The sequence below is a fragment of the Natrinema altunense genome, assembly GCF_000731985.1.
Classification (GTDB): domain Archaea; phylum Halobacteriota; class Halobacteria; order Halobacteriales; family Natrialbaceae; genus Natrinema; species Natrinema altunense.
On record NZ_JNCS01000009.1, the window covers coordinates 15,851 to 33,951 of the forward strand.

Genomic DNA, 18,101 nt, shown 5'->3' on the forward strand with positions numbered 1-18,101 from the left:
GTTCACTAACTACGTGCTAACTGTCTGTCGATGATGACTACGGTTGCGAGTGGCGATCGCCTCGAGCGCGGGGTGGGTCGGTGTCGGTCGGCGAGTCGGGGTGGAGAGCCGTGACGATGCGCTCCGTTCCGATCGTCGATCGGGTGACCGACGCCTTCTTCGCCCTCGATACGGGCTTTCGGTTCACCTATCTCAACGAGCGAGCGGAGACGCTCCTCGAGCGGTCCCGCGAGGAACTGATCGGGCGCGTCATGTGGGACGAGTTCCCTCAGACCGTCGAGACCCAGTTCCCCGACGGGTTCCATCGCGCGATGGACGAGCAGGTGCCGGTCTCCTTCGAGATCTATCACATGCCCCTCGAGACGTGGTTCGAAGCCCGGGCGTATCCGTCCACCACCGGCCTCTCGGTGTACATGCGCGACGTCACCGAGCGGAAGGCACAGGAGACGACGCTGGCCCAACACGCCGCCGTCGTCGAGGCGGTCCACGACGCCGTCGTCACGCTCGACCGCAACCGGGAAATCGTGACGATAAACGGTGCGACCGAATCGATTCTGGGCGCGGAGCGGTCGGCCATCGTCGGCGAACACGTCGAAACGCTCACCGAACTGGCCGGGATCGACGACCAACACGCCGTCGACATCGGCCGCGCGATCACCGACGTCGACGTCAGGAACGCGGATCGCCGCCAACTCGAACTCCCCTACGTCGGCCCGGACGGTGACGACCGGATGGCCGAGTTCCGGTTCGTGCCGATCGAGGACAACACGGCGACCGTCGCCGCCGTGGTTCGAGACGTCACCGACCGACACGAGTACGACCGCGTCGTCACGTCCCTCCACGAGATCACGCGGTGGCTCCTCGAGTCGGACGATCCGGAGGAGATCTGTGCGATCTCCGTCCACGCCGGCAGCGATCTGCTCGACCTCCCGATCAGCGGCGTCTGGCTTCTGGAGGAGGAACGGGGCTACCTCGAACCCGTCGCCGGGACCGCGGGTGCCCACGACGAGTTCGGCGGCCTGCCGCGATTCAACGCCGGTGAAGGGCTCGTCTGGGACGTCTTCGAGGCCGGCGAGGTCGAACTGTTCGACGACCTCGAGTCGGTCGACGGCCTCTACAACCCGGATACGACGCTCGGGTCGGAGATCATCGCACCGATCGGTACCCACGGCGTCCTCATGACCGGCTCGCTCAAGCCCCACTGGTTCGACGAGACCGACGTCGATCTCATCTCGACGCTCGTCGAGAACACGCGGGCCGCCCTCGATCGGGCCGAACGGGAGCAGGTTCTTCGGGACCGGACGACCGAACTCGAGCGCCAGACCGAGCGCCTCGAAGCCGTGGCCGACGTCCTCTCGAGCGATCTGCAACGCCAACTCGAGGCCGTGGCCGACGCGCTCGAGGACGATCGGGCCGACGAGTGGGAGTTCCCCCTCGCGGAGGACACGGTCGAAACGACGCTCGACCGCACCGAAGGGCTCGTCGACGACATCCGGGAGTTCGCCCGCAACGCCTCGCGAGTCGGGACCCGAAGCCGGCTCCGCCTCGAGTCGGCGATCGCCGACGCCGTCGGCGAGTCACGTCTCGACGAGGCCGCCGTCGTCGTCGACGGCTCGGCGGTGCTCCGGGCCGATCCCGATCGGTTTTCCCACCTGCTCGAGACGGCCTTCGACAGCGCCGTCGCACGGGCCGACGGCGACGTGACGGTCCGGATCGGGCTCGTCGGGTTCGACGACGACGGGAGCCGTGGCTTTTTCGTCCTCGACGACGCGGCGAAAATCCCGCCGAACGCACACGATCGCGTGCTCGACCCGACCGCCGACGACGAGACCGCGATCGACGGACTCGGTCTCGCGCTCGTCCGTGCCATCGCCGAGGCTCACGACTGGGAGTGTACCGTCACCAACGGCGACGGCGGCACGCGGATCGAGTTCCGGGACGTGACGACACTCGAGCGCCGGCTCGAGTGACTTACTCTCGAATCACCGACTCGCCCGCGATGTCGCGACAGAGCTGTCGGTAGCCGTCTTGTTCGAACAGCGACTGCATCGTGTCGTTGACCTGGACCCGGAGGACCGCCAGTCGGTCCCTGAGTTCGGCGTACTCCTGGCTCGACTTCCGTTGGGCGTCGGTCTTCTGGTCGTCTAACAGCGCCTTCTTCGACGCGAGCGCGAAAAACTCCTGGAGTTTCTCGTTGTAGCTCGCTCGGAGCTGCAGTTGGTCGATGATGTCGACCAGTTCGCCCTTCGAGACCGGCTTGACGAGGTAGTCGTCGAACCCCAGCCCGATGATGTCGAAGTCCGGCTCGACCGCCGTCACCATCGCGACGCGACAGTCGAGGCCCCGTTCCCGAATCGTATCGAGGACGGTATCGCCGGAGAGTCCCGGCATCCGCCGGTCGAGTAGCACGACATCGATCGAGCCGTCGATGGCGTCTAACGCTTCGTTGCCGTCGTAGACCGTCTCGACGTCGCAGTCGTCCTCGAGCCAGGCGGCGTAGAGATCCGCGAGGTCGGGTTCGTCTTCGACGATCAGGACGGACGGGGTGTCGATTGTCATCGAAGTTCCTCCGAGACTATCGGTTCGTCGGGTAGGTGGGCCCGACTGTATATCAATATTCCGGACAATAGATCGACGGAATCACGACACGGGTAGATATTACTATACCTTAGCTCGAGTGACAGGTGTGGTAACCCGGATCGTGATCGGTCGCTTCGTCGACGGCTCGTTACTCGAGGTCGCGTTCGATCGTCGCGCGTCGCTCGCGGATCGTCGCCGCGTCGGTTTCGATCGTCCGATCGCCCGCGTCGATCACCAGCCGTCCGCCGTCGGTCGCGGTCCCGAGTTCGACGACCGGTGCGACGCCGTCGAACGCGTCGCGGACCGCCGCCGGCGAATCGGTCTGGATCAGCGCTCGCCCCGGCTGTTCGTGGAACAACGTACCCGCGGGATCGTCGCCCGGGAGCGACACCTCGAGACCGGCGTCCGCGGTGACCATCTCGGCGAGCGCGACGGCGAGGCCGCCGTGGCTGACGTCGTGGACCGCAAGCGTCGCGTCCTCGTCCGCGACCGCTGCGAGCGTCTCGATCAGGGCCGCGGGATCGTCGGGGAGCGCCGGGAACCGGTCGCTGCCGTCGAACTGTGCGAGGTACTCCGAGCCGCCGAGTCGGACGTCGTCGGCTGCGAGGCCGCGATCGCCGACGAGCAGCAGGTCGCCGTCGGCCGCGACCGACAGCGGCGGGGCGTCGTAGCCGTCCTTGGCACCGACCATCGCCAGCGTCGGCGTCGGCGGGATCGGCCCGGCGACGGAGTCGTTGTACAGCGAGACGTTCCCGCCGACGACCGGCGTCGAGAGGGTTTCGCACATCTCGGCGAGCCCGTCGACGATTCCCGTGAACCCGCCGTACACGTCCGGCTTCTCCGGGTTGCCGCCGTTGAGACAGTCGACCGCGGCCAGCGGCGTCGCCCCCTTGGCCGCGATGTTCGTCGCGTTCTCGAGCGCGACCGCGCGGGCCCCCTCGTAGGGCGCGGCGTCGGTCCAGTTCGGTGCCCCGCCGGTAGATAGTGCGAGCCCCTGTTCGGCTTCTCGGACCGCCATAATCGCGGCGTCGTCGCCCGGTCCGACGCTCGTGCGGACGCCGACCTCGTGGTCGTACTGCCGGTAGACCCACCGCTTCGAGGCCGTGTTCGGGCTCGAGACGACCGCGTCGAAGGCGTCCGTGAGGTCCGCGTCGGGCAGGTCGGGTTCGGGTTCGGGGGGTACCTCGCTCTCGAGGTCGTTCATCGGCGCGCCCTCACCGAGGAAGTAAGCGTCGACGTCGACGACCGTCTCGCGCTCTCCGGACGCGCTCTCCTCGACGGTACAGACGTAGTTGCCCTCGGTGACCTCGCCGATGACCGAACAGCCCAGATCGAACCGCTCGGCGATCTCGCGGACCCGCTCGACGTTGTCGGGCTCGACTTCGTAGCACATCCGCTCCTGGGATTCGGCGAGCAGGATCTCGAGCGCATTCATGTTCGGTTCGCGCTGGTGGACCCGATCGAGTTCGATGTGGGCACCGAGATCGGCCTTGGCGACCATCTCGCTGGATGCACCGCCGAGACCGGCGGCACCGAGGTCGCGGGCCGATTCGATCAGGTCCTCGTCGACGAGTTGCTCGTTGGCCTCGATCAGCAGCTTCTCCGCGTAGGGGTCCCCGACCTGAACGGCGGGGCGGTCCTCGGTCTCGGCGTCCTCCGCTAGGTCCTCGCTGGCGAAGCTCGCGCCACCGAGCCCGTCGCGGCCGGTGGCGTTCCCGACGAGCACCAGTTTGTTGCCGGGCTCTTGGGCCTCGGCGGTCACGAGTCGCTCCTCGGTCGTCAGGCCGACGCAGGCGACGTTGACGAGCGGGTTGCCCTCGTAGTCCGTGTGGAAATCGACGCTGCCCGCGACCGTGGGAACGCCGATACAGTTGCCGTAGTGACTGATCCCCTCGACGACGCCCTCGAAGAGGTACTTCGAGTGCTCGTCGTCGAACTCGCCGAAGTACAGCGAGTCCGCGAGCGCGATCGGGTAGGCACCCATCGAGAGCGTATCCCGGACGATACCGCCGACGCCGGTCGCCGCGCCGTCGAACGGGTCGACGTAGGAGGGGTGGTTGTGGCTCTCGATCCCCAGCGTGATGTAGGTCTCCCCATCGAGCGCGACGACCGCCGCGTCGTCGCCCGGGCCGACGACGACCCGCTCGCCCTCGCTGTCGAAGGCCGACAGCAACGGTCGCGAGGAGCGGTACGCACAGTGCTCGCTCCAGAGGTTCTCGAACAGCGCCGCCTCCGCTCGAGTCGGCTCCCGATCTAACTCGGAGACGACGAGTTCGCGGTCCGAATCGGCAAGACTCATTCACCTAGGTGATGAAAGTCGGTCGGTAAATGGGTTTCTATATGCACGTTCGTGGATAAAATACGCGCCAGAGCGAGCGGGCAGCGGAGCGGTTCGGTGAGAGGGTCACCGCGGTGTCAGCGTAGATCGCGGCGTGACCGTCGAGAAGGTGGGTCGACGTCCCGCGAACGTTTCCTATCCACAGTGTGACGGGACCATCGATGAGTGGGGACGAATTCGACGACAGGGATCTGGTCGATGTGCTTCGCTACGAGACCGCATCCGGACCCAGCTACCGGTCCGTGCCCGCGGGAGAGGGAACGCGGATCGTCGCCGCCCACGAGAACGAGTTGCGAAAGCGGATTCGGGTTCGACGGCTCGGAATAGCGGGGATCGCGATCGCCGTCGGCGTCGGCGGCGTCTTGGTCGAGCACGCGATAGTCGGGGCGCTCGTCGCGGCGATTCTCGTCGGTGCGGGCTGGCTGGTCGAGGGCGATCACGAGGGGTTCGTCCCGACCGTCGTCGACGAACGAATACGGCTGGAACGCGCGGCATCGACGTACGATATCGACGTTCATTCGGCAGACCCCTACAAGGAGTAGTCCCATCGACGAGACAACCCGTTGTCTCGAGTCGCGACGATGGCTCCGTTCCCCGACCGTAGTCGGGACCGAGTCGTTTTTGATCAGGCCGCCTAAACGTGCGATCGTGCTGTCGGTCGAACTCCACACGCATTCGTCGCTGTCCTACGACGGTCGCGACCCGGTCGAGCTCATTCTGGAGCAGGCCGAAGCCATCGGCCTCGACGCGATCGCCGTGACGGACCACGACGAGATCGACGCGAGCCTCGAGGCCGTCGAGCGCGCCCCCGATTACGGACTGGTCGCCATTCCGGGCATGGAAATCTCGAGCAAGGCGGGCCACGTGCTCGGCCTAGGGCTCGAGGAGGCCGTCCCGCCGGGACTTTCGTTCGAATCGACGCTCGAGGCGATCCACGACCAGGGCGGCCTGGCCGTGATTCCCCACCCGTTTCAGGAGTCTCGCCACGGCGTCATGGCGCGGATTTCGCGGGACCAACTCGCCTTGGGCGACGCGATCGAGGTCTACAACTCCCGGCTGTTTACCGGACGCGCCAACCGACAGGCCGAACGTTACGCCCGCTCGCGGGATCTGCCGATGACCGCCGGGAGCGACGCTCACATCAGTGAGATGGTCGGCCAGGCGGTCACCCGCGTCGACACCGACGAACGCTCCGTCGACGCGATTCTGGACGCGATCGCCGCCGGACGGACGACCGTCGAGGGCAAACGAACCCCCTGGCGGATCAGCGTCCAGCAGTTCGCCGGCGGCGTCACGCGACGACTGAGCCGCGTTCTGAAACTCCTCCAATGACAGCGCCACGCCTCCGCGGCACCGAGCCCCCGGTCGTTCGCACCGCCCTCGAGAATCGCGACCCGCTCCCCGGAACGACCGGCTTCGCGGGAGCGGTCGACGACCGGCTCGTTCGCGACGTGCTCGGACGGGTCCCCCTCTTCGTCGACGGCGCTTCGAGCACGACACGCGCGGAGCCGACGTGGGCCTTCGAGCCGACCGCACTCGAGGAACCGACGCTCTTTCCGGCCGGCGCAGCCGCGGCCGTCGGCGAGTCGCTTCCCGACCCCGAGTCCCACTGGGCGCTCCCCGATCCGACGCCGGCAGCGCCCGACGCCGCTCTCGCGGGGCTCGCCGACGCGATCGAAACCGCGGCCGACGCGGCTCGGCGGGACGACCGGGATATCGCCGTCGCCTTCTCCGGTGGCGTCGACTCGGCGCTGGTCGCCGAACTGCTGGACGCGCCGCTGTACGTCGTCGGCTTTCCGGACAGTCACGACGTCGAGGCCGCACGGACGGCGGCCGACGCGATGGGGCGCGACCTGACGGTCGTCGACCTCGAGCCGGCCGACCTCGAGCGCGCCGTCCCCGACGTGGCGCGGGCGACCGGCCGGACGAACGCGATGGACGTCCAGATCGCGCTGCCGCTGTTTCTGGTCGGCGAACGCGTCGCCGCCGACGGGTTCGACGCGCTCGCCGTCGGACAGGGTGCCGACGAACTGTTCGGCGGCTACGAGAAAGTCGTCCGACTCGACCACCGAGTCGAGGCCGAGACGGTTCGCGGGGCCGTTCGCGAGGGGATCCGCAGCCTGCCCGCCCAGCTCCCTCGAGACGTGTTGACAATTCGGGCGACGGGCCTCGAGCCGGTCGCGCCCTTCCTCCACGACGCCGTGGTCGCGGCCGCACTCCGATTGCCCGACGAGCTACTGGCCGACGAGGACGAACGAAAGCGTGGCTTCCGTCGCATCGCCGCCGAGTATCTCCCCGCCGAGGTCGCCACGCGGGACAAGAAGGCGGTCCAATACGGGAGCCTCGTCGCCCGCGAACTCGACCGGCTCGCTCGCCAAGCCGGCTACAAGCGCCGAATCGACGATCACGTCACCAAGTACGTCGCCGCGCTGTGTTCGGACGGCCCGACCGAACGCGATTCCTCTTCCGCGTCGTCTTAGGACGGCAGCGGACAGAGGCTCGCCGTGAAGAGTACCGTCTCGTCGGTCTCGTTTCTCGCGCCGTGGGCGACGCCGCGCTCGTGGTGGACCACGCCTGGTGCATCGACCCGCTCGCGTTCCTCGTCCTGGACGACGGTCACCGTCCCCTCGAGCACGTGAAAGACGTTCGTGCTGTCGGCGTGGTCGTGGACCTCGAGTTCCGCAGCCGGACCGAGGGCGAACGCCTTGACGAGCACGTCGTCGGTGACGATCAGTTCCGCGGTCTCGACCTCGCCGTCGGCGGGCTCGAGGTCGGCGATCGCATCGGCGTACGTATCCAACATGGGCGTCGGTTCGAGGGGACGCGGTTTGACATCCTCCTCCGGGTAAACGCGGAGGAATCCCGAGCGGTAGGAGTTTCAGGTTCGCAGTCCAGTCACCGGACTCCCAGTTCTTTCGGGCACGGGTAGTCCCACACATCGAACTGGTGGACTGCTGGCGGTGCCAAACCGCCGTTACCCCTCTCCTTGACCGTTTTTGGCGTCCCGGTATTGTTTTTGCCAGCGGGATGCCGGCAGGTGTCAGCAGAGTCGGGGGTATCGTGGTGCTCGCTTTGAACAGTCAGCACAGACACACTCTTCTGGAAAGTGCGTTCACCGACTGCCGTTCCGGATACTGCCTCGTTTCGTGGGCGGACAGGCCGCCTCCGAAGGACGGTTCGGAATCCGATCCGTTCCGACCGATTCCTACTCTACAGTAGGTCGCCTGCCACTTAACCATCACCATGGGAAACTCGGGAGTGGCGTTTGAACGGTGAGTTGTTACGACAAGTGACGGCTCGTATCCACGCCGTGAACGGCGTGGTATTGTGCCTGTTCAGCCTATAACGGCGGGGGGAAACGGAGACCGAAACCGGGATTCGCAATCGGAGTTGAACCGCTCCGTCTCGGGACTGGCCAGCACGAAAATTCGACCTGCGGTCCGCACGTCGTACTCGCCGGGACGGACGTTAGTCCTCGGTCTCGGTCGGCAGCTTGTTCGCGGGTTCCTGCGTGATGTTCTCCGATACCGTCCGACGGTTGGTCTCGCCGATCCGATCCGCGACCTCGCCGACGACGTCCTCGAGGTGGCTCTGGACCTCGCTGTCGTCGTCCTTGACGAGCGCACCCTGGCTGCCGTCGGCTCCGAAGTCCGGGTGGATCGGGATTCGACCGAGCAGCGGGACGTCGTACTTGTCGACGATGGTGTCCGCGCCGCCAGTGCCGAACAGGCCGTGCTGGTCGCCACAGGACGGACAAATAAAGGAGCTCATGTTCTCGACGACGCCCAGCACCGGCGTATCGTGTTTGTTGAACATCTGAATCCCCTTCCGGGTGTCGTCTAACGCCATCTCCTGGGGCGTCGTGACGACGACCGATCCCGTCACGGGCATCGACTGGAGCAGGTTCAGCGTCGCGTCGCCGGTCCCCGGCGGCAGGTCGACGATGAGGTAGTCCAGCCGCCCCCACTCGACGCCCTCGAGGAACTTCATCATGAACTTGTTGACCATCGGACCGCGGAGGATCGCAGGGTCGTCCTCGTCTTCCATCATCATTCCCATACTGATGATGCGGACGCCGTCCGATCGGGGCGGAACGATCTCCTCGTTGGGCGTGACGCCGGGGTCGCTCTCGGGCGGGAGAATCTGTGGGACGTTCGGGCCGTGAATGTCCGCGTCGAGTAGGCCGACCATCGCACCGCGTTTCTCGAGCCCGGCCGCGAGGTTGGCCGCGACCGTCGTCTTCCCGACGCCGCCCTTCCCGGAGGAGACGGCGATGACGTTACGAACCCGCGGGAGGACTTCGTCGTCGAAGCCGTGGTCCTCGCCGACGTGCGCCCGCAGGTCGGCCTCGAGACCGGCGTCCTCGATGACCTCACGGACCTGATTCCCGATCTCCATCTCGGAGGGCGCGTAGGGCGCGTTGAAAGCCAACGAAATGCGGGCGGTCTCGTCGTCGATGGTAACGTCGTTGACCAGCCCAAGCGAGACGATGTCCTCGCCGATGTCCGGATCTTCGACCCCCTCGAGTTTGATTTCGAGTTCGTGTTCTGTGATACTCATAGTGACTGTATGCTAGCCGAATGGAGGGCGTGCAACGGGATACGTGTGATGGTTCGATACTCGAGCGGCGGCTCACGGACCGCGTACTGGGGGCCGGTCACAGCGGGCGCGAAAAAACGAAACGGTGTTCGGATGCGATTCGAGTGACGGTTACGGCGGACCGACGCTGCTGATCGGCTCCGGTGGGCCGCCGTAGAAGACGACGCCGATCAGCACGGTCAGGACGAACATCCCGACCCACATCGATGTCGTCAGGCCGACGAGGTAGCTTACGCCGGTCAATCCGGCTTTCGTGTCGCGTGGTTTCCCGAGGAACCAGGCCGCGAGCATGATGTAGACCGGGACCAGAATGACGGCGAAGATGATCCAGGTCCCCTCGTTGGCGAAGCCAGTGAAACCGGACGTACCGTCGTAGCCGTGGTACAGGAGCGTCGAGAGGATCGTTTGCGTAGTACTCATGCTTCCACCTCCGGTTCGGTCGCTTCCTCACTGTGCTCGTGCTCACCGCGCAGGTGTTCGATCGCGTGGAGTTCGACCACCGGGACGAGCTTCGAGAGGTTGAGGAATAAAAGTACGACCAGCGCAGTCGTTCCGACGAGCGACAGCCATTCGATCGCGCTCGGGAAGTAGGACCCGGGCGTGTTGGCGTAGATGTTGAAGTGCGGGTCCATGAAGCCTTCGACGACGAACAGGACCTTCTCGGTCAGGGTTCCCATGAGCACCGCACAGCTGACGACGAGCGCTCGTTTCTTGCTGAACAGCGCCGGGCGGATTCCCTGAGCGAAGATGTACACGAGCGAGGCGAAGATGAGCCCGATCGCGATACGGTAGAGTGGGTGGGCGATTTTCGCTTCGGCCGCGTGTGCCTTGTCGAGCGGACCGAGGAAGATGCCGTTGAAGACGGCCTGAAGCTGGAACCAGAGGAACAACAGGGTGAAGAACCCGAGCCACAGGAGCAGCCCGCGGAAGATGTCGTCGGTGATGATGTGGTCCCAGTCGTAGGCACGACGGAACCCATAGGAGATGATGATCACGCCGCTGATCGCGGACATCAGCGCGATACTCAGGAACATCGGCCCCTGAATCGCACCGGTCCAGGCGGGCATCGCCGGCAGCAGCGCGAACAGCCACGGAATGACGCCGCCGTGGAGCAGGAGCGGGGCCATGATGATGACCGCCGCCGCGAGCCACCAGACCATCCGCTGGATGACCTCGTCCTCTCGCTTGGTGTAGCCGATCGTCATGATCTTGTAGATCGGCTCGAACATGTCGGGGAGGTCGTCACGCAGGCGGTTGACGTCGTACCGGAGCGTCAGACCGAGGTAGGTGGCCGACAGCACGAAGTACGCCGTAATGACCGTCACGTCCCACACCAGCGGCGAGTTGTTGACCGTGATGTGATAGTGACCGATGATGCTGGTGACCATCCGGTCCGGACGGCCCATGTGAACGATAATGTAGAAGCCGGCGGCCGAGAGGCCACCGATCGTTGTCATCTCCGCGAGTCGGGCGATCGGCATGTATCGGTCCATGCCGAGCAGGCGAACGGCGGCCGAGAGGATGATGCCGCCGTGAGCGACGCCGACCCACCAGATGAACGCGCCGATGTACAGGCCCCAGGTCGAACCGCCGCCGCTGCCCCAGTCGCCGAGGCCGGTGACGACCAGCCCTTTCTGGAGCTGGTATCCCCAAGCGACGATGAAGGCGAGGAGGCCGATGGCGGCGATACCGTAGACCAGGAAGTACTTCTTCGTGAGCGTGTTGATCGGACGAAGGATGTCCGCTTCGGACGGCTCCTTCGTGCTCATAGCGACACCCCGTCAATACCGCCGACGGTTTCCTCGTCGAGGAGATCCTGCCGTTTGTCGACGAGACCGACGTCCTCGTACTTCGTCGGCCCTTCGACCTGCTCCGCTTCCGGTCCGGGCTGTTCGCCGAGATAGGTGACGTTCGGGTTCGTCCCGACGTCCTCGAGCAACTTGAACGAGTTCGGCTTGCCGGTGTACTGCTGGATGCGGAACCTGGCCTGCCGCTCGCTGCCGTCGCCGAGTTGCAGTTGAGTGATGGCCGCGTCGGTCTCGAGGTCGACGTACTGTTCGAAGGCGTCGACGGCGGCGACGACCTCCTGTTCCTTGCGGAGGATGCTGTTGTTCTCCTCGTCACCGGGCTCGGTGCGATCGCTGACGAGCTCGACCGCCTTCATGATCGAGAGGGTCTCCTTGTCGAGGTTCTCGAACTTCTCGAGGGCGGACTCGATGTCGTCGTCCGAACTGAGCGTCCCGTCGATCGTCTCCGGCGACGGAATGCCGCTCGAGTCGGTGTGCTCGCTCGATAGACGGATGACGGCCCGGCTCTTGCTCGGGTGCTCGCGGTGCTGGTACGGATCGCTCTTCTCGTCTTTGACGTTCCCGAACTGGATCGCGTTCGGCGGGCAGGCCGTCTCGCAGGCGCTCGTGCCGACCTTCTCGTCGCCCTGTTGACCGTCCTGCATGGACGGACACATCGTACACTTGCTCATCACGCCACGAGGTGCGCGGCTGTCAACCCAGCGCTCGCCGTGTTCGTACTGGGCGTGTGTGATCTCGTCGGGACTGTCGACATCGCGGTCCTTTGCCTTCGGGATGTCCTCGTAGTCCGTGTGGGGTTCGTCCCACTGGAAGTAGTTGACGCCGTAGGGACAGGCGACCTGACAGTAGCGACAGCCGATACAGACGTCGTAGTCGGTCAGGACGAGCCCGTCCTTGTCACGCGTATGCCGGGCCGTCGTCGGACAGACCTTCTCACAGGGGGCGTCCGTGCAGTGCTGGCACGGCCGCACGAGCATGTTGAAGTCGCTCCCCATGTTGAAATCGGAGCTGTAGACGCCGGTGTCGGTGCCCTCCTCGTGGCCCTCGTGGAGTTCGTCCTCCCAAGCCATGACGTACATCCAGTTGACGCCGGCGTCGAGGTCGTTCTCCTGGGTACAGGCCGTCATACAGGTCAGACAGCCGTCACAGCGCTCGAGGTCGATCGTCATCCCCCACTGCGTGTCGCTGTGTTCGGTGGTTTCCGAGTGTCCGCCCTCGGCGGAGAGGCTCTCCATGGGACCGTCCCGGGTGGAACTGAACGCACCCATCCCGACGGCCGCTGCACCGACGCCCATCTTTTTCATCGTCTCGCGACGCGTCTCTCCACCGTCGCCGTCGAAGGCATCGAGCATTCTGGAGGCGGTTCCCTTGGCCTCCTCCTGTGCTGCCTCGTAGGCTTCTTTGGTCGGACGCTCGTCCTCGCCGAACTCCTCCATCACGGCCTCGTGATGCTTCTCGTGGAATTCGGCCTCGGAGAGTTCGCCCTTGGTGACCCGCATCGCGTCCTGGGCCATCTCCATACCGAGATCACTATCGTACTCGGTATCGTCGAGCATCGTCTCGAGTTCGTCCTCCCACTCGTCCCCGAGCGGGTGGAATGATTCATCGTCCGTGCTCATTAGATCAGAACACCTCTGAATATGACACTGGTGTCATGCCGGAGGTACTCGACGGCATGCACTTGAAATCGTTCATTTATCGATCCTCATTCGGCCTCTCACAACCGTACTCGGATGAAATACCGAGCCGATTTCCATTGCGTGAGAATAGCTGCGAACATGTTCGCAAATACAAATAGGATGGTCCGAAACGCGGCCGGTGATCGGACGGGTATCGGTTCCCGCCAACCGGTGCCCTATTTACGTACTCGCGAGTTCCTCCTCGATCGGGTCGCCGCTGTCGACGCTCGGGAGGTCCTCGACGAATCGCTTGATTACCGCCTCCTCGGCTCGGTGTAGCGTTTCGCTACAGGTCGACTTGGCGATATCGAGGTGGTCGGCCAGTTCCGTCAGCGAGGACCGCCGCGGGGTGTCGTAATACCCCTCTTCGACCGCCGCGACGATGACCTCGAGTTGTCGCTCCGAGAGCAGTTGGCTCTCGTGGAGTCGCTCGCGGACGTGCTCGATCCGATACTGCAACCCGAAGTGCTCGAGTTGTTCGGCGAGTTCGGCGAGCCGTTCGCGGGAGCCGGTCACGTCGATCCTCGCCTCGCCGTCCTGAATCTCGACCGGGAGTTCGATGGGCATGCCGGACTCTCGAGAGGAGAACAACAGAAGCGGTGCCGTCGTCTCGAAGTGAACCGTCGCCTCGTTATCGCTCCACTGGGCGAGCGTGATTTCGGTAAGCTGTGGGTGGTCGTTCATGGCTTCGATCACGTCGGGGACCACCGGCCCGGCGATCCGGACGAGAGCGAAACCGGACTCGGAGCCGGGCACGGCCGCGAGAACCCGGAACGTCGATTCGGGATACTCCGTCGAAATCTGCTGAATCCAGACGTTCTCGGGCATCGTGAGTGTAAGGGTTGCTTGAGCCATACGAACGTGTTCCGCTCGAACCTATATACCGGTGGTTACGAATATGTTCGGTGAATTCTCGTCCCGCGGGAAGACCGAGGGCTGCGAACACGTTCGGACGAACGTCCAACCGGACCCGGATCGAACGCGGAACCGATGGCAACGAAATCAACGGACCGAACGCTGGATGTCAGGGAGATCGACGGCCCGCCGTTCGACGACATCATGGCCGCCCTCGATGATCTCGAGGCGGGGCAGCGGCTCCGGTTGATCGCCCCGTTCGAACCGAAACCGCTCTACGAGGTGCTCGACGACCGCGGGTTCACCCACGAGAGCGAGAAACGCGAAGGCGGCGTCTGGCACGTCCGTATCGATCGTGCGTAGCGACGGGCTGATCCCGATCATGTTCGTACGAAAGTCGATGTGGGGCTCGGTCCGAGTACGCACTGCATGACACGACTCGATGTCAGGGACATTCCGCCAGTGAACCGCCATCCCAAGATCCACGACGAGTTCGACGCCCTCGAGCCGGGCGAATCGCTGACGATCGTCAACGACCACGAGCCCAAGCCGTTGTTCTACGAGTTCGAGGCCGAGGTCGACAGTTTCGACGCCGACGGCTACGAGGTCGAACAGGTCGCTCCCGACGAGTTCGTCGCTACGTTCCCGAAAACGGAGGCCTGATCGGATCGTCCGGATAGCCGATCGACCGAACACGTACGGGAGCAGAGATAGCCGCCACCGGATCGAACCGACACCCATGCAATCGGGACCCTCGATCGTCGACCGCACCGACGCACCGGATGACCGACCGCAGGAGACGATCGACGTCCGATCGGCCGGCCCGCCGGAGCCGCTCCAACGGACGCTCGAGACGCTCGTCGAACTGCCCGACGAGACGGTTCTCGTCCAGCGAAACGACCGCGTTCCCCAGTTCCTCTTTCCGAAACTGGACGACCGCGGCTACAGCTACGAGACGGTCGAACGCGACGACGACGTCGTGACCGTCATCTGGCGTGGCTGACGCCGTCGTACGACGGGCGAATCGGCCGACGACTGACCGGTTGCGGGGCCGCGGGAACGGGGACGGTAACGGCCGGGAAAGTACGCAGGGATGACAACGGAACTCAGCCGACGACGGTTCGCGGACGTACTGACAGCGACGGTGATCGCGGCGTACGTCCTCGTGGCGCTCGGGACCGCCGTCTCGACGACCGATAGCGCGGCCGCCTGCAGTGCGTGGCCGACCTGTGCTACCGATCCGATCGTCGGCTCGGGCACCGGCGATACCCTCCTCTACTGGGGCCATCGCGTGGCGGCTCTCGTGGCCGGCTGCCTCGTTCTCGCGTCCGGACTCGCCGCCCGCCGGGTCGCGGTCGGCCGCCGCGTGACCGCCCTCGTCGGCTGTGCGCTCGTCCTCTTTCCCGTCCAGGTCCTCCTCGGGGCGACCATCGCCGTCGGCGGCCCGTCGGTCGCGGGTCCGATCCATCTCGCCCTCGCGATGGCCATCTTCGGCTGTCTCCTCGTCGCGCTCGTGTTCACCCTCGAGGAGGGTACGCTCGAGGCGGAGTCCGACCGGTTGACTCCGACGCCCAATCCGTCACCCGACGGCGACGACGCCGGTGGGGTCTCGGCGACGGCCCCGCAGTCGGCCCCGCGACCGACCGGTCGGCTCGTCCGGCTCCGACGAACGATCGGCGCGTACCTGACGCTGACCAAACCACGGCTGATGTGGCTGCTCTGTCTGGTCGCGCTGGCGGGGATGGGGCTGGCGACGCTGTCCGGCGCGGCGCTCGAGCCGGCGACGGCGCTTGCGACGCTCGCCGGCGGCGTTCTCGCGATCGGGGCGAGCGGGACGTTCAATCACGTCTACGAGCGCGACCGGGATCGGCGGATGGACCGGACCGCGGACCGGCCGCTCGTCCACGACCTCGTGCCGGCGCGCAACGCCGTAGCGTTCGGGGTCGGACTCACGGTCGTTGCGATGACCGTTCTCCTGACGTGGGTCAACGCGCTCGCGGCGGTGCTCACCCTTGCGGCGATCGGGTACTACGCCGTCCTCTACACGGCGGTTTTGAAGCCGAACACGGCCTGGAACACGGTGTTGGGCGGCGGCGCAGGAGCGTTGCCCGCGGTCATCGGCTGGGTCGCCGTCACCGGGCGCGTCGGACTCCCCGCCGTCGCCCTCGCGGCGGTGATCTTCCTGTGGACGCCCGCCCACTTCTACAGCCTCGCGATCGCGTATCGCGACGACTACGCACGCGGGGGCTTCCCCATGTATCCGGTCGCCGAAGGCGTCGCCGCGGCGCGTCGTCACATCGCGTTCTACCTCGGTGCGACGCTGCTCGCCGCCAGCGGCCTGGGCTGGGTGGCCGGGCTCGGTTGGGTCTACGGAGTCACGTCGATCGCCCTCGGCACCGTCTTCCTGCGTTCGGTGGTCCGCCAGTTCCGTCGGCCGACCGACGAGGTCGCACTGCGGTCGTTTTACGTCTCGAACTACTACCTCGGGGCGATCCTCCTGGCGATCGTCCTCGAGACGCTCGTCATCGGGAGCTAACCGGACTAGTCCTCGACGGGGCGTCGCCGACGGTCGGACGAGCGGCCCGGCGCCGCGTACCGAGCCCCGACGGACGGTCTCCTTTTACCGCTCTCCTGAACATGTCCGCCCCCTCTCTTACCGCCCGAGAACCGTCGGTTCGGTTGAACTGGCTCGCCCCGCTAGACGAACGTGAGGGCAGCGACTCGAGACCCGTTCGATCGACCGCCAGGCCGGAACACATACCCATGACACACCTCTCACGCCGTACCGTACTCCGATCGACTGCCTGTACAGCCGGCCTCGCGGTGGCAGGCTGTCTCACCGAGGGCAGCGATCAGTCAGACGACGAGCAGCCCCCGGAAAACGCCGGGGAACTCGGCACTCCCGCCGAAGCGGTCACGATCACGGCGAACTCCCGACCGTATCCCGAGTTCGATCCACAGATCGTCCACGTCGTTCCGGGGGCGACCGTCGAGTGGCTCGTCGAGACCGGTCGCCACGACGTTACCGGCTACCACGAGCGTAGTCACGGCCCGCACCGATCCCCCGACGGCGTCGAACCGTGGGGAAGCGATCGACTGACCGGGGTCGGCTCCGAGCACGAACACACCTTCGATACCGAGGGTGTCTACGATTACGTCGATACCCAGCAGGTCTGTACCTCACACGAAGTCGCCGGAAACGTGGGCCGAATCGTCGTCGGCTGGCCCGATCCCGCCGACGAACCTGCGATGGCCGACCCTCAGGAGGAACTCCCGTTACAGGTCGTCAACGCGATCGAACTGTTCAACGAGGAAACCCGTCCCGTACTCGAGGAGGCATGAACGGCGGTGTCTCGGGTCGGCCGTCAGGCCTCGAGCTGTCCGGCGGACACGCCGTTCGGCGAACAACTACCGGACATGTTCGAGCACTTCTAACGGGGCGGGAATACGAGCAGCGCTTTACCACCGACAGCCGCAAGTAACGACTATCATGAACCGTACAGATCCGACGCTCGATCGACGAACGGTGTTGCGGACAGTGGGCGCGGCGGCCATCGGCGCGTCCGTCGCGGGGTGTTCGGCCTTGAACAGCGCCGAGAGTGACGGCGACCGGCCCGTCCTGCCACCGCCCGAAAACCACGAGCGGATCAAGGAATCGGGGATTCCACACCCGATTTACGGGGAGGAGATCCCCGAAGCGACGGTCCCGGCACCGCTCCACGACCGCTCGGTCACGACCACGGCGTTCACCGGCGATCGTCACCTGATGCTGACGTTCGTATACACCAGCTGTACGACCGTCTGTCCGGGACTGACTGCCGCCCTGCGGCGAGTCCAGGCCGATGCGACCGATCGGGACTACGCGGACGAGATCGCGTTCCTCCCGATGACGTTCGATCCGGAATACGACACGGCGGACGTCCTCGAGTCCTACGGCGAGGACCACGGCGTCGACTTCGACGCCGGGAACTGGTATTTCCTCCGGCCGGAGACGCCCGACGACGCGAAGCGTATCGTCCAAGACACGTTCGGCGTCGCGTTCGAGCAAGGCAACGAGTCGTCCGATACGGGTGACGACGGGATGGATCACAGCGAAATGGATCACAACCGACAGTTCGTCCACACCTCCCTGATCCTGCTCGTGAACAAGGAGGGCGTCGTCGAGCGGGCCTACACCGGCGGCTCTCCCGGCGGTAACGAGATCGTCGAGGACGCCCGGACCGTCGTGGAGGGGTGGTGACC

The 18,101-nt window shown here is 65.5% G+C and carries 18 protein-coding genes; 10 read left to right on the top strand and 8 right to left on the bottom strand.

Annotation, left to right across the window (positions count from 1 at the left end):
* Positions 1-116 precede the first annotated feature (116 nt).
* On the top strand, positions 117-1,970 hold the full coding sequence (locus ALTAJ2_RS14410) for a PAS domain-containing sensor histidine kinase (protein WP_049899978.1): 1,854 nt from the start codon (positions 117-119) through the stop codon (positions 1,968-1,970).
* Position 1,971: 1 nt separating this feature from the next.
* Here ALTAJ2_RS14410 and ALTAJ2_RS14415 read toward each other — a convergent pair whose 3' ends face one another.
* Both ALTAJ2_RS14415 and purL read right to left on the bottom strand, forming a co-directional pair.
* Positions 1,972-2,559, bottom strand: a complete 588-nt coding sequence (locus ALTAJ2_RS14415) for a response regulator (RefSeq protein ID WP_007108534.1) — start codon at positions 2,557-2,559, stop codon at positions 1,972-1,974.
* Between the two features lie 169 nt (positions 2,560-2,728).
* The gene (gene purL / locus ALTAJ2_RS14420) at positions 2,729-4,879 is read right to left on the bottom strand and encodes a phosphoribosylformylglycinamidine synthase subunit PurL (RefSeq protein ID WP_007108535.1); all 2,151 of its coding nucleotides are present in this window, start codon (positions 4,877-4,879) and stop codon (positions 2,729-2,731) included.
* A 200-nt stretch (positions 4,880-5,079) separates the two neighbouring features.
* On the opposite strand from purL, the gene ALTAJ2_RS14425 reads away from it, so the two are divergent.
* From ALTAJ2_RS14425 to ALTAJ2_RS14435, 3 genes are all read left to right on the top strand, one after another.
* Positions 5,080-5,460 carry a hypothetical protein gene (locus ALTAJ2_RS14425; protein ID WP_007108536.1) on the top strand — a complete coding sequence of 127 codons (381 nt, stop codon included), beginning with the start codon at positions 5,080-5,082 and terminating at the stop codon, positions 5,458-5,460.
* Positions 5,461-5,566: 106 nt separating this feature from the next.
* On the top strand, positions 5,567-6,250 hold the full coding sequence (locus tag ALTAJ2_RS14430; RefSeq protein ID WP_007108537.1) for a PHP domain-containing protein: 684 nt from the start codon (positions 5,567-5,569) through the stop codon (positions 6,248-6,250).
* Positions 6,247-7,398, top strand: coding sequence for an asparagine synthase C-terminal domain-containing protein (locus tag ALTAJ2_RS14435; RefSeq protein ID WP_007108538.1), 1,152 nt, complete (start codon positions 6,247-6,249; stop codon positions 7,396-7,398). Before ALTAJ2_RS14430 ends, ALTAJ2_RS14435 begins: the two co-directional genes overlap by 4 nt.
* Here the strand turns inward: ALTAJ2_RS14435 and ALTAJ2_RS14440 are convergent.
* From ALTAJ2_RS14440 to ALTAJ2_RS14465, 6 genes are all read right to left on the bottom strand, one after another.
* The gene (locus ALTAJ2_RS14440; RefSeq protein WP_007108539.1) at positions 7,395-7,721 is read right to left on the bottom strand and encodes a cupin domain-containing protein; all 327 of its coding nucleotides are present in this window, start codon (positions 7,719-7,721) and stop codon (positions 7,395-7,397) included. The genes ALTAJ2_RS14435 and ALTAJ2_RS14440 overlap by 4 nt on opposite strands.
* 665 nt (positions 7,722-8,386) lie before the next feature.
* Entirely contained in the window at positions 8,387-9,478 is a 1,092-nt protein-coding gene (locus ALTAJ2_RS14445) for an Mrp/NBP35 family ATP-binding protein (RefSeq protein ID WP_007108540.1), read from the bottom strand.
* Between the two features lie 150 nt (positions 9,479-9,628).
* Positions 9,629-9,937, bottom strand: a complete 309-nt coding sequence (locus ALTAJ2_RS14450; RefSeq protein ID WP_006187297.1) for a hypothetical protein — start codon at positions 9,935-9,937, stop codon at positions 9,629-9,631.
* Entirely contained in the window at positions 9,934-11,286 is a 1,353-nt protein-coding gene (nrfD, locus tag ALTAJ2_RS14455; protein WP_007108541.1) for an NrfD/PsrC family molybdoenzyme membrane anchor subunit, read from the bottom strand. The genes ALTAJ2_RS14450 and nrfD overlap by 4 nt, the downstream gene beginning before the upstream one ends.
* Positions 11,283-12,944, bottom strand: a complete 1,662-nt coding sequence (locus ALTAJ2_RS14460; RefSeq protein WP_007108542.1) for a 4Fe-4S ferredoxin N-terminal domain-containing protein — start codon at positions 12,942-12,944, stop codon at positions 11,283-11,285. The genes nrfD and ALTAJ2_RS14460 overlap by 4 nt, the downstream gene beginning before the upstream one ends.
* Positions 12,945-13,184: 240 nt before the next feature.
* Complete coding sequence (locus ALTAJ2_RS14465) at positions 13,185-13,859, bottom strand: helix-turn-helix domain-containing protein (protein ID WP_007108543.1); 675 nt, start codon at positions 13,857-13,859, stop codon at positions 13,185-13,187.
* Between the two features lie 135 nt (positions 13,860-13,994).
* On the opposite strand from ALTAJ2_RS14465, the gene ALTAJ2_RS14470 reads away from it, so the two are divergent.
* The 6 genes from ALTAJ2_RS14470 (at position 13,995) to ALTAJ2_RS14495 (ending at position 18,099) form a co-directional block, all read left to right on the top strand.
* Complete coding sequence (locus ALTAJ2_RS14470) at positions 13,995-14,222, top strand: DUF2249 domain-containing protein (RefSeq protein WP_007108544.1); 228 nt, start codon at positions 13,995-13,997, stop codon at positions 14,220-14,222.
* A 66-nt stretch (positions 14,223-14,288) separates the two neighbouring features.
* Positions 14,289-14,522 (top strand): DUF2249 domain-containing protein, encoded by a 234-nt coding sequence (locus ALTAJ2_RS14475; RefSeq protein WP_049899984.1) that lies wholly within the window; start codon positions 14,289-14,291, stop codon positions 14,520-14,522.
* Positions 14,523-14,598: 76 nt separating this feature from the next.
* Positions 14,599-14,862 carry a DUF2249 domain-containing protein gene (locus ALTAJ2_RS14480; RefSeq protein WP_007108546.1) on the top strand — a complete coding sequence of 88 codons (264 nt, stop codon included), beginning with the start codon at positions 14,599-14,601 and terminating at the stop codon, positions 14,860-14,862.
* Between the two features lie 90 nt (positions 14,863-14,952).
* Positions 14,953-16,395: a heme o synthase gene (gene cyoE / locus ALTAJ2_RS14485; protein WP_007108547.1), complete on the top strand. Its 1,443-nt coding sequence runs from the start codon at positions 14,953-14,955 to the stop codon at positions 16,393-16,395.
* 227 nt (positions 16,396-16,622) lie between these two features.
* Positions 16,623-17,201, top strand: a complete 579-nt coding sequence (locus tag ALTAJ2_RS14490; protein WP_007108548.1) for a plastocyanin/azurin family copper-binding protein — start codon at positions 16,623-16,625, stop codon at positions 17,199-17,201.
* A gap of 148 nt (positions 17,202-17,349) precedes the next feature.
* Entirely contained in the window at positions 17,350-18,099 is a 750-nt protein-coding gene (locus ALTAJ2_RS14495) for an SCO family protein (RefSeq protein WP_007108549.1), read from the top strand.
* The last annotated feature ends 2 nt before the right edge of the window (positions 18,100-18,101 follow it).

Coding starts and splice junctions, on each gene's coding strand:
- ALTAJ2_RS14410 (WP_049899978.1), top strand. CDS start 117: ATGCGCTCCGTTCCGATCGTCGATCGGGTGACCGACGCCTTCTTCGCC.
- ALTAJ2_RS14415 (WP_007108534.1), bottom strand. CDS start 2,559: ATGACAATCGACACCCCGTCCGTCCTGATCGTCGAAGACGAACCCGAC.
- purL (WP_007108535.1), bottom strand. CDS start 4,879: ATGAGTCTTGCCGATTCGGACCGCGAACTCGTCGTCTCCGAGTTAGAT.
- ALTAJ2_RS14425 (WP_007108536.1), top strand. CDS start 5,080: ATGAGTGGGGACGAATTCGACGACAGGGATCTGGTCGATGTGCTTCGC.
- ALTAJ2_RS14435 (WP_007108538.1), top strand. CDS start 6,247: ATGACAGCGCCACGCCTCCGCGGCACCGAGCCCCCGGTCGTTCGCACC.
- ALTAJ2_RS14440 (WP_007108539.1), bottom strand. CDS start 7,721: ATGTTGGATACGTACGCCGATGCGATCGCCGACCTCGAGCCCGCCGAC.
- ALTAJ2_RS14445 (WP_007108540.1), bottom strand. CDS start 9,478: ATGAGTATCACAGAACACGAACTCGAAATCAAACTCGAGGGGGTCGAA.
- ALTAJ2_RS14450 (WP_006187297.1), bottom strand. CDS start 9,937: ATGAGTACTACGCAAACGATCCTCTCGACGCTCCTGTACCACGGCTAC.
- nrfD (WP_007108541.1), bottom strand. CDS start 11,286: ATGAGCACGAAGGAGCCGTCCGAAGCGGACATCCTTCGTCCGATCAAC.
- ALTAJ2_RS14460 (WP_007108542.1), bottom strand. CDS start 12,944: ATGAGCACGGACGATGAATCATTCCACCCGCTCGGGGACGAGTGGGAG.
- ALTAJ2_RS14465 (WP_007108543.1), bottom strand. CDS start 13,859: ATGGCTCAAGCAACCCTTACACTCACGATGCCCGAGAACGTCTGGATT.
- ALTAJ2_RS14470 (WP_007108544.1), top strand. CDS start 13,995: ATGGCAACGAAATCAACGGACCGAACGCTGGATGTCAGGGAGATCGAC.
- ALTAJ2_RS14475 (WP_049899984.1), top strand. CDS start 14,289: ATGACACGACTCGATGTCAGGGACATTCCGCCAGTGAACCGCCATCCC.
- ALTAJ2_RS14480 (WP_007108546.1), top strand. CDS start 14,599: ATGCAATCGGGACCCTCGATCGTCGACCGCACCGACGCACCGGATGAC.
- cyoE (WP_007108547.1), top strand. CDS start 14,953: ATGACAACGGAACTCAGCCGACGACGGTTCGCGGACGTACTGACAGCG.
- ALTAJ2_RS14490 (WP_007108548.1), top strand. CDS start 16,623: ATGACACACCTCTCACGCCGTACCGTACTCCGATCGACTGCCTGTACA.
- ALTAJ2_RS14495 (WP_007108549.1), top strand. CDS start 17,350: ATGAACCGTACAGATCCGACGCTCGATCGACGAACGGTGTTGCGGACA.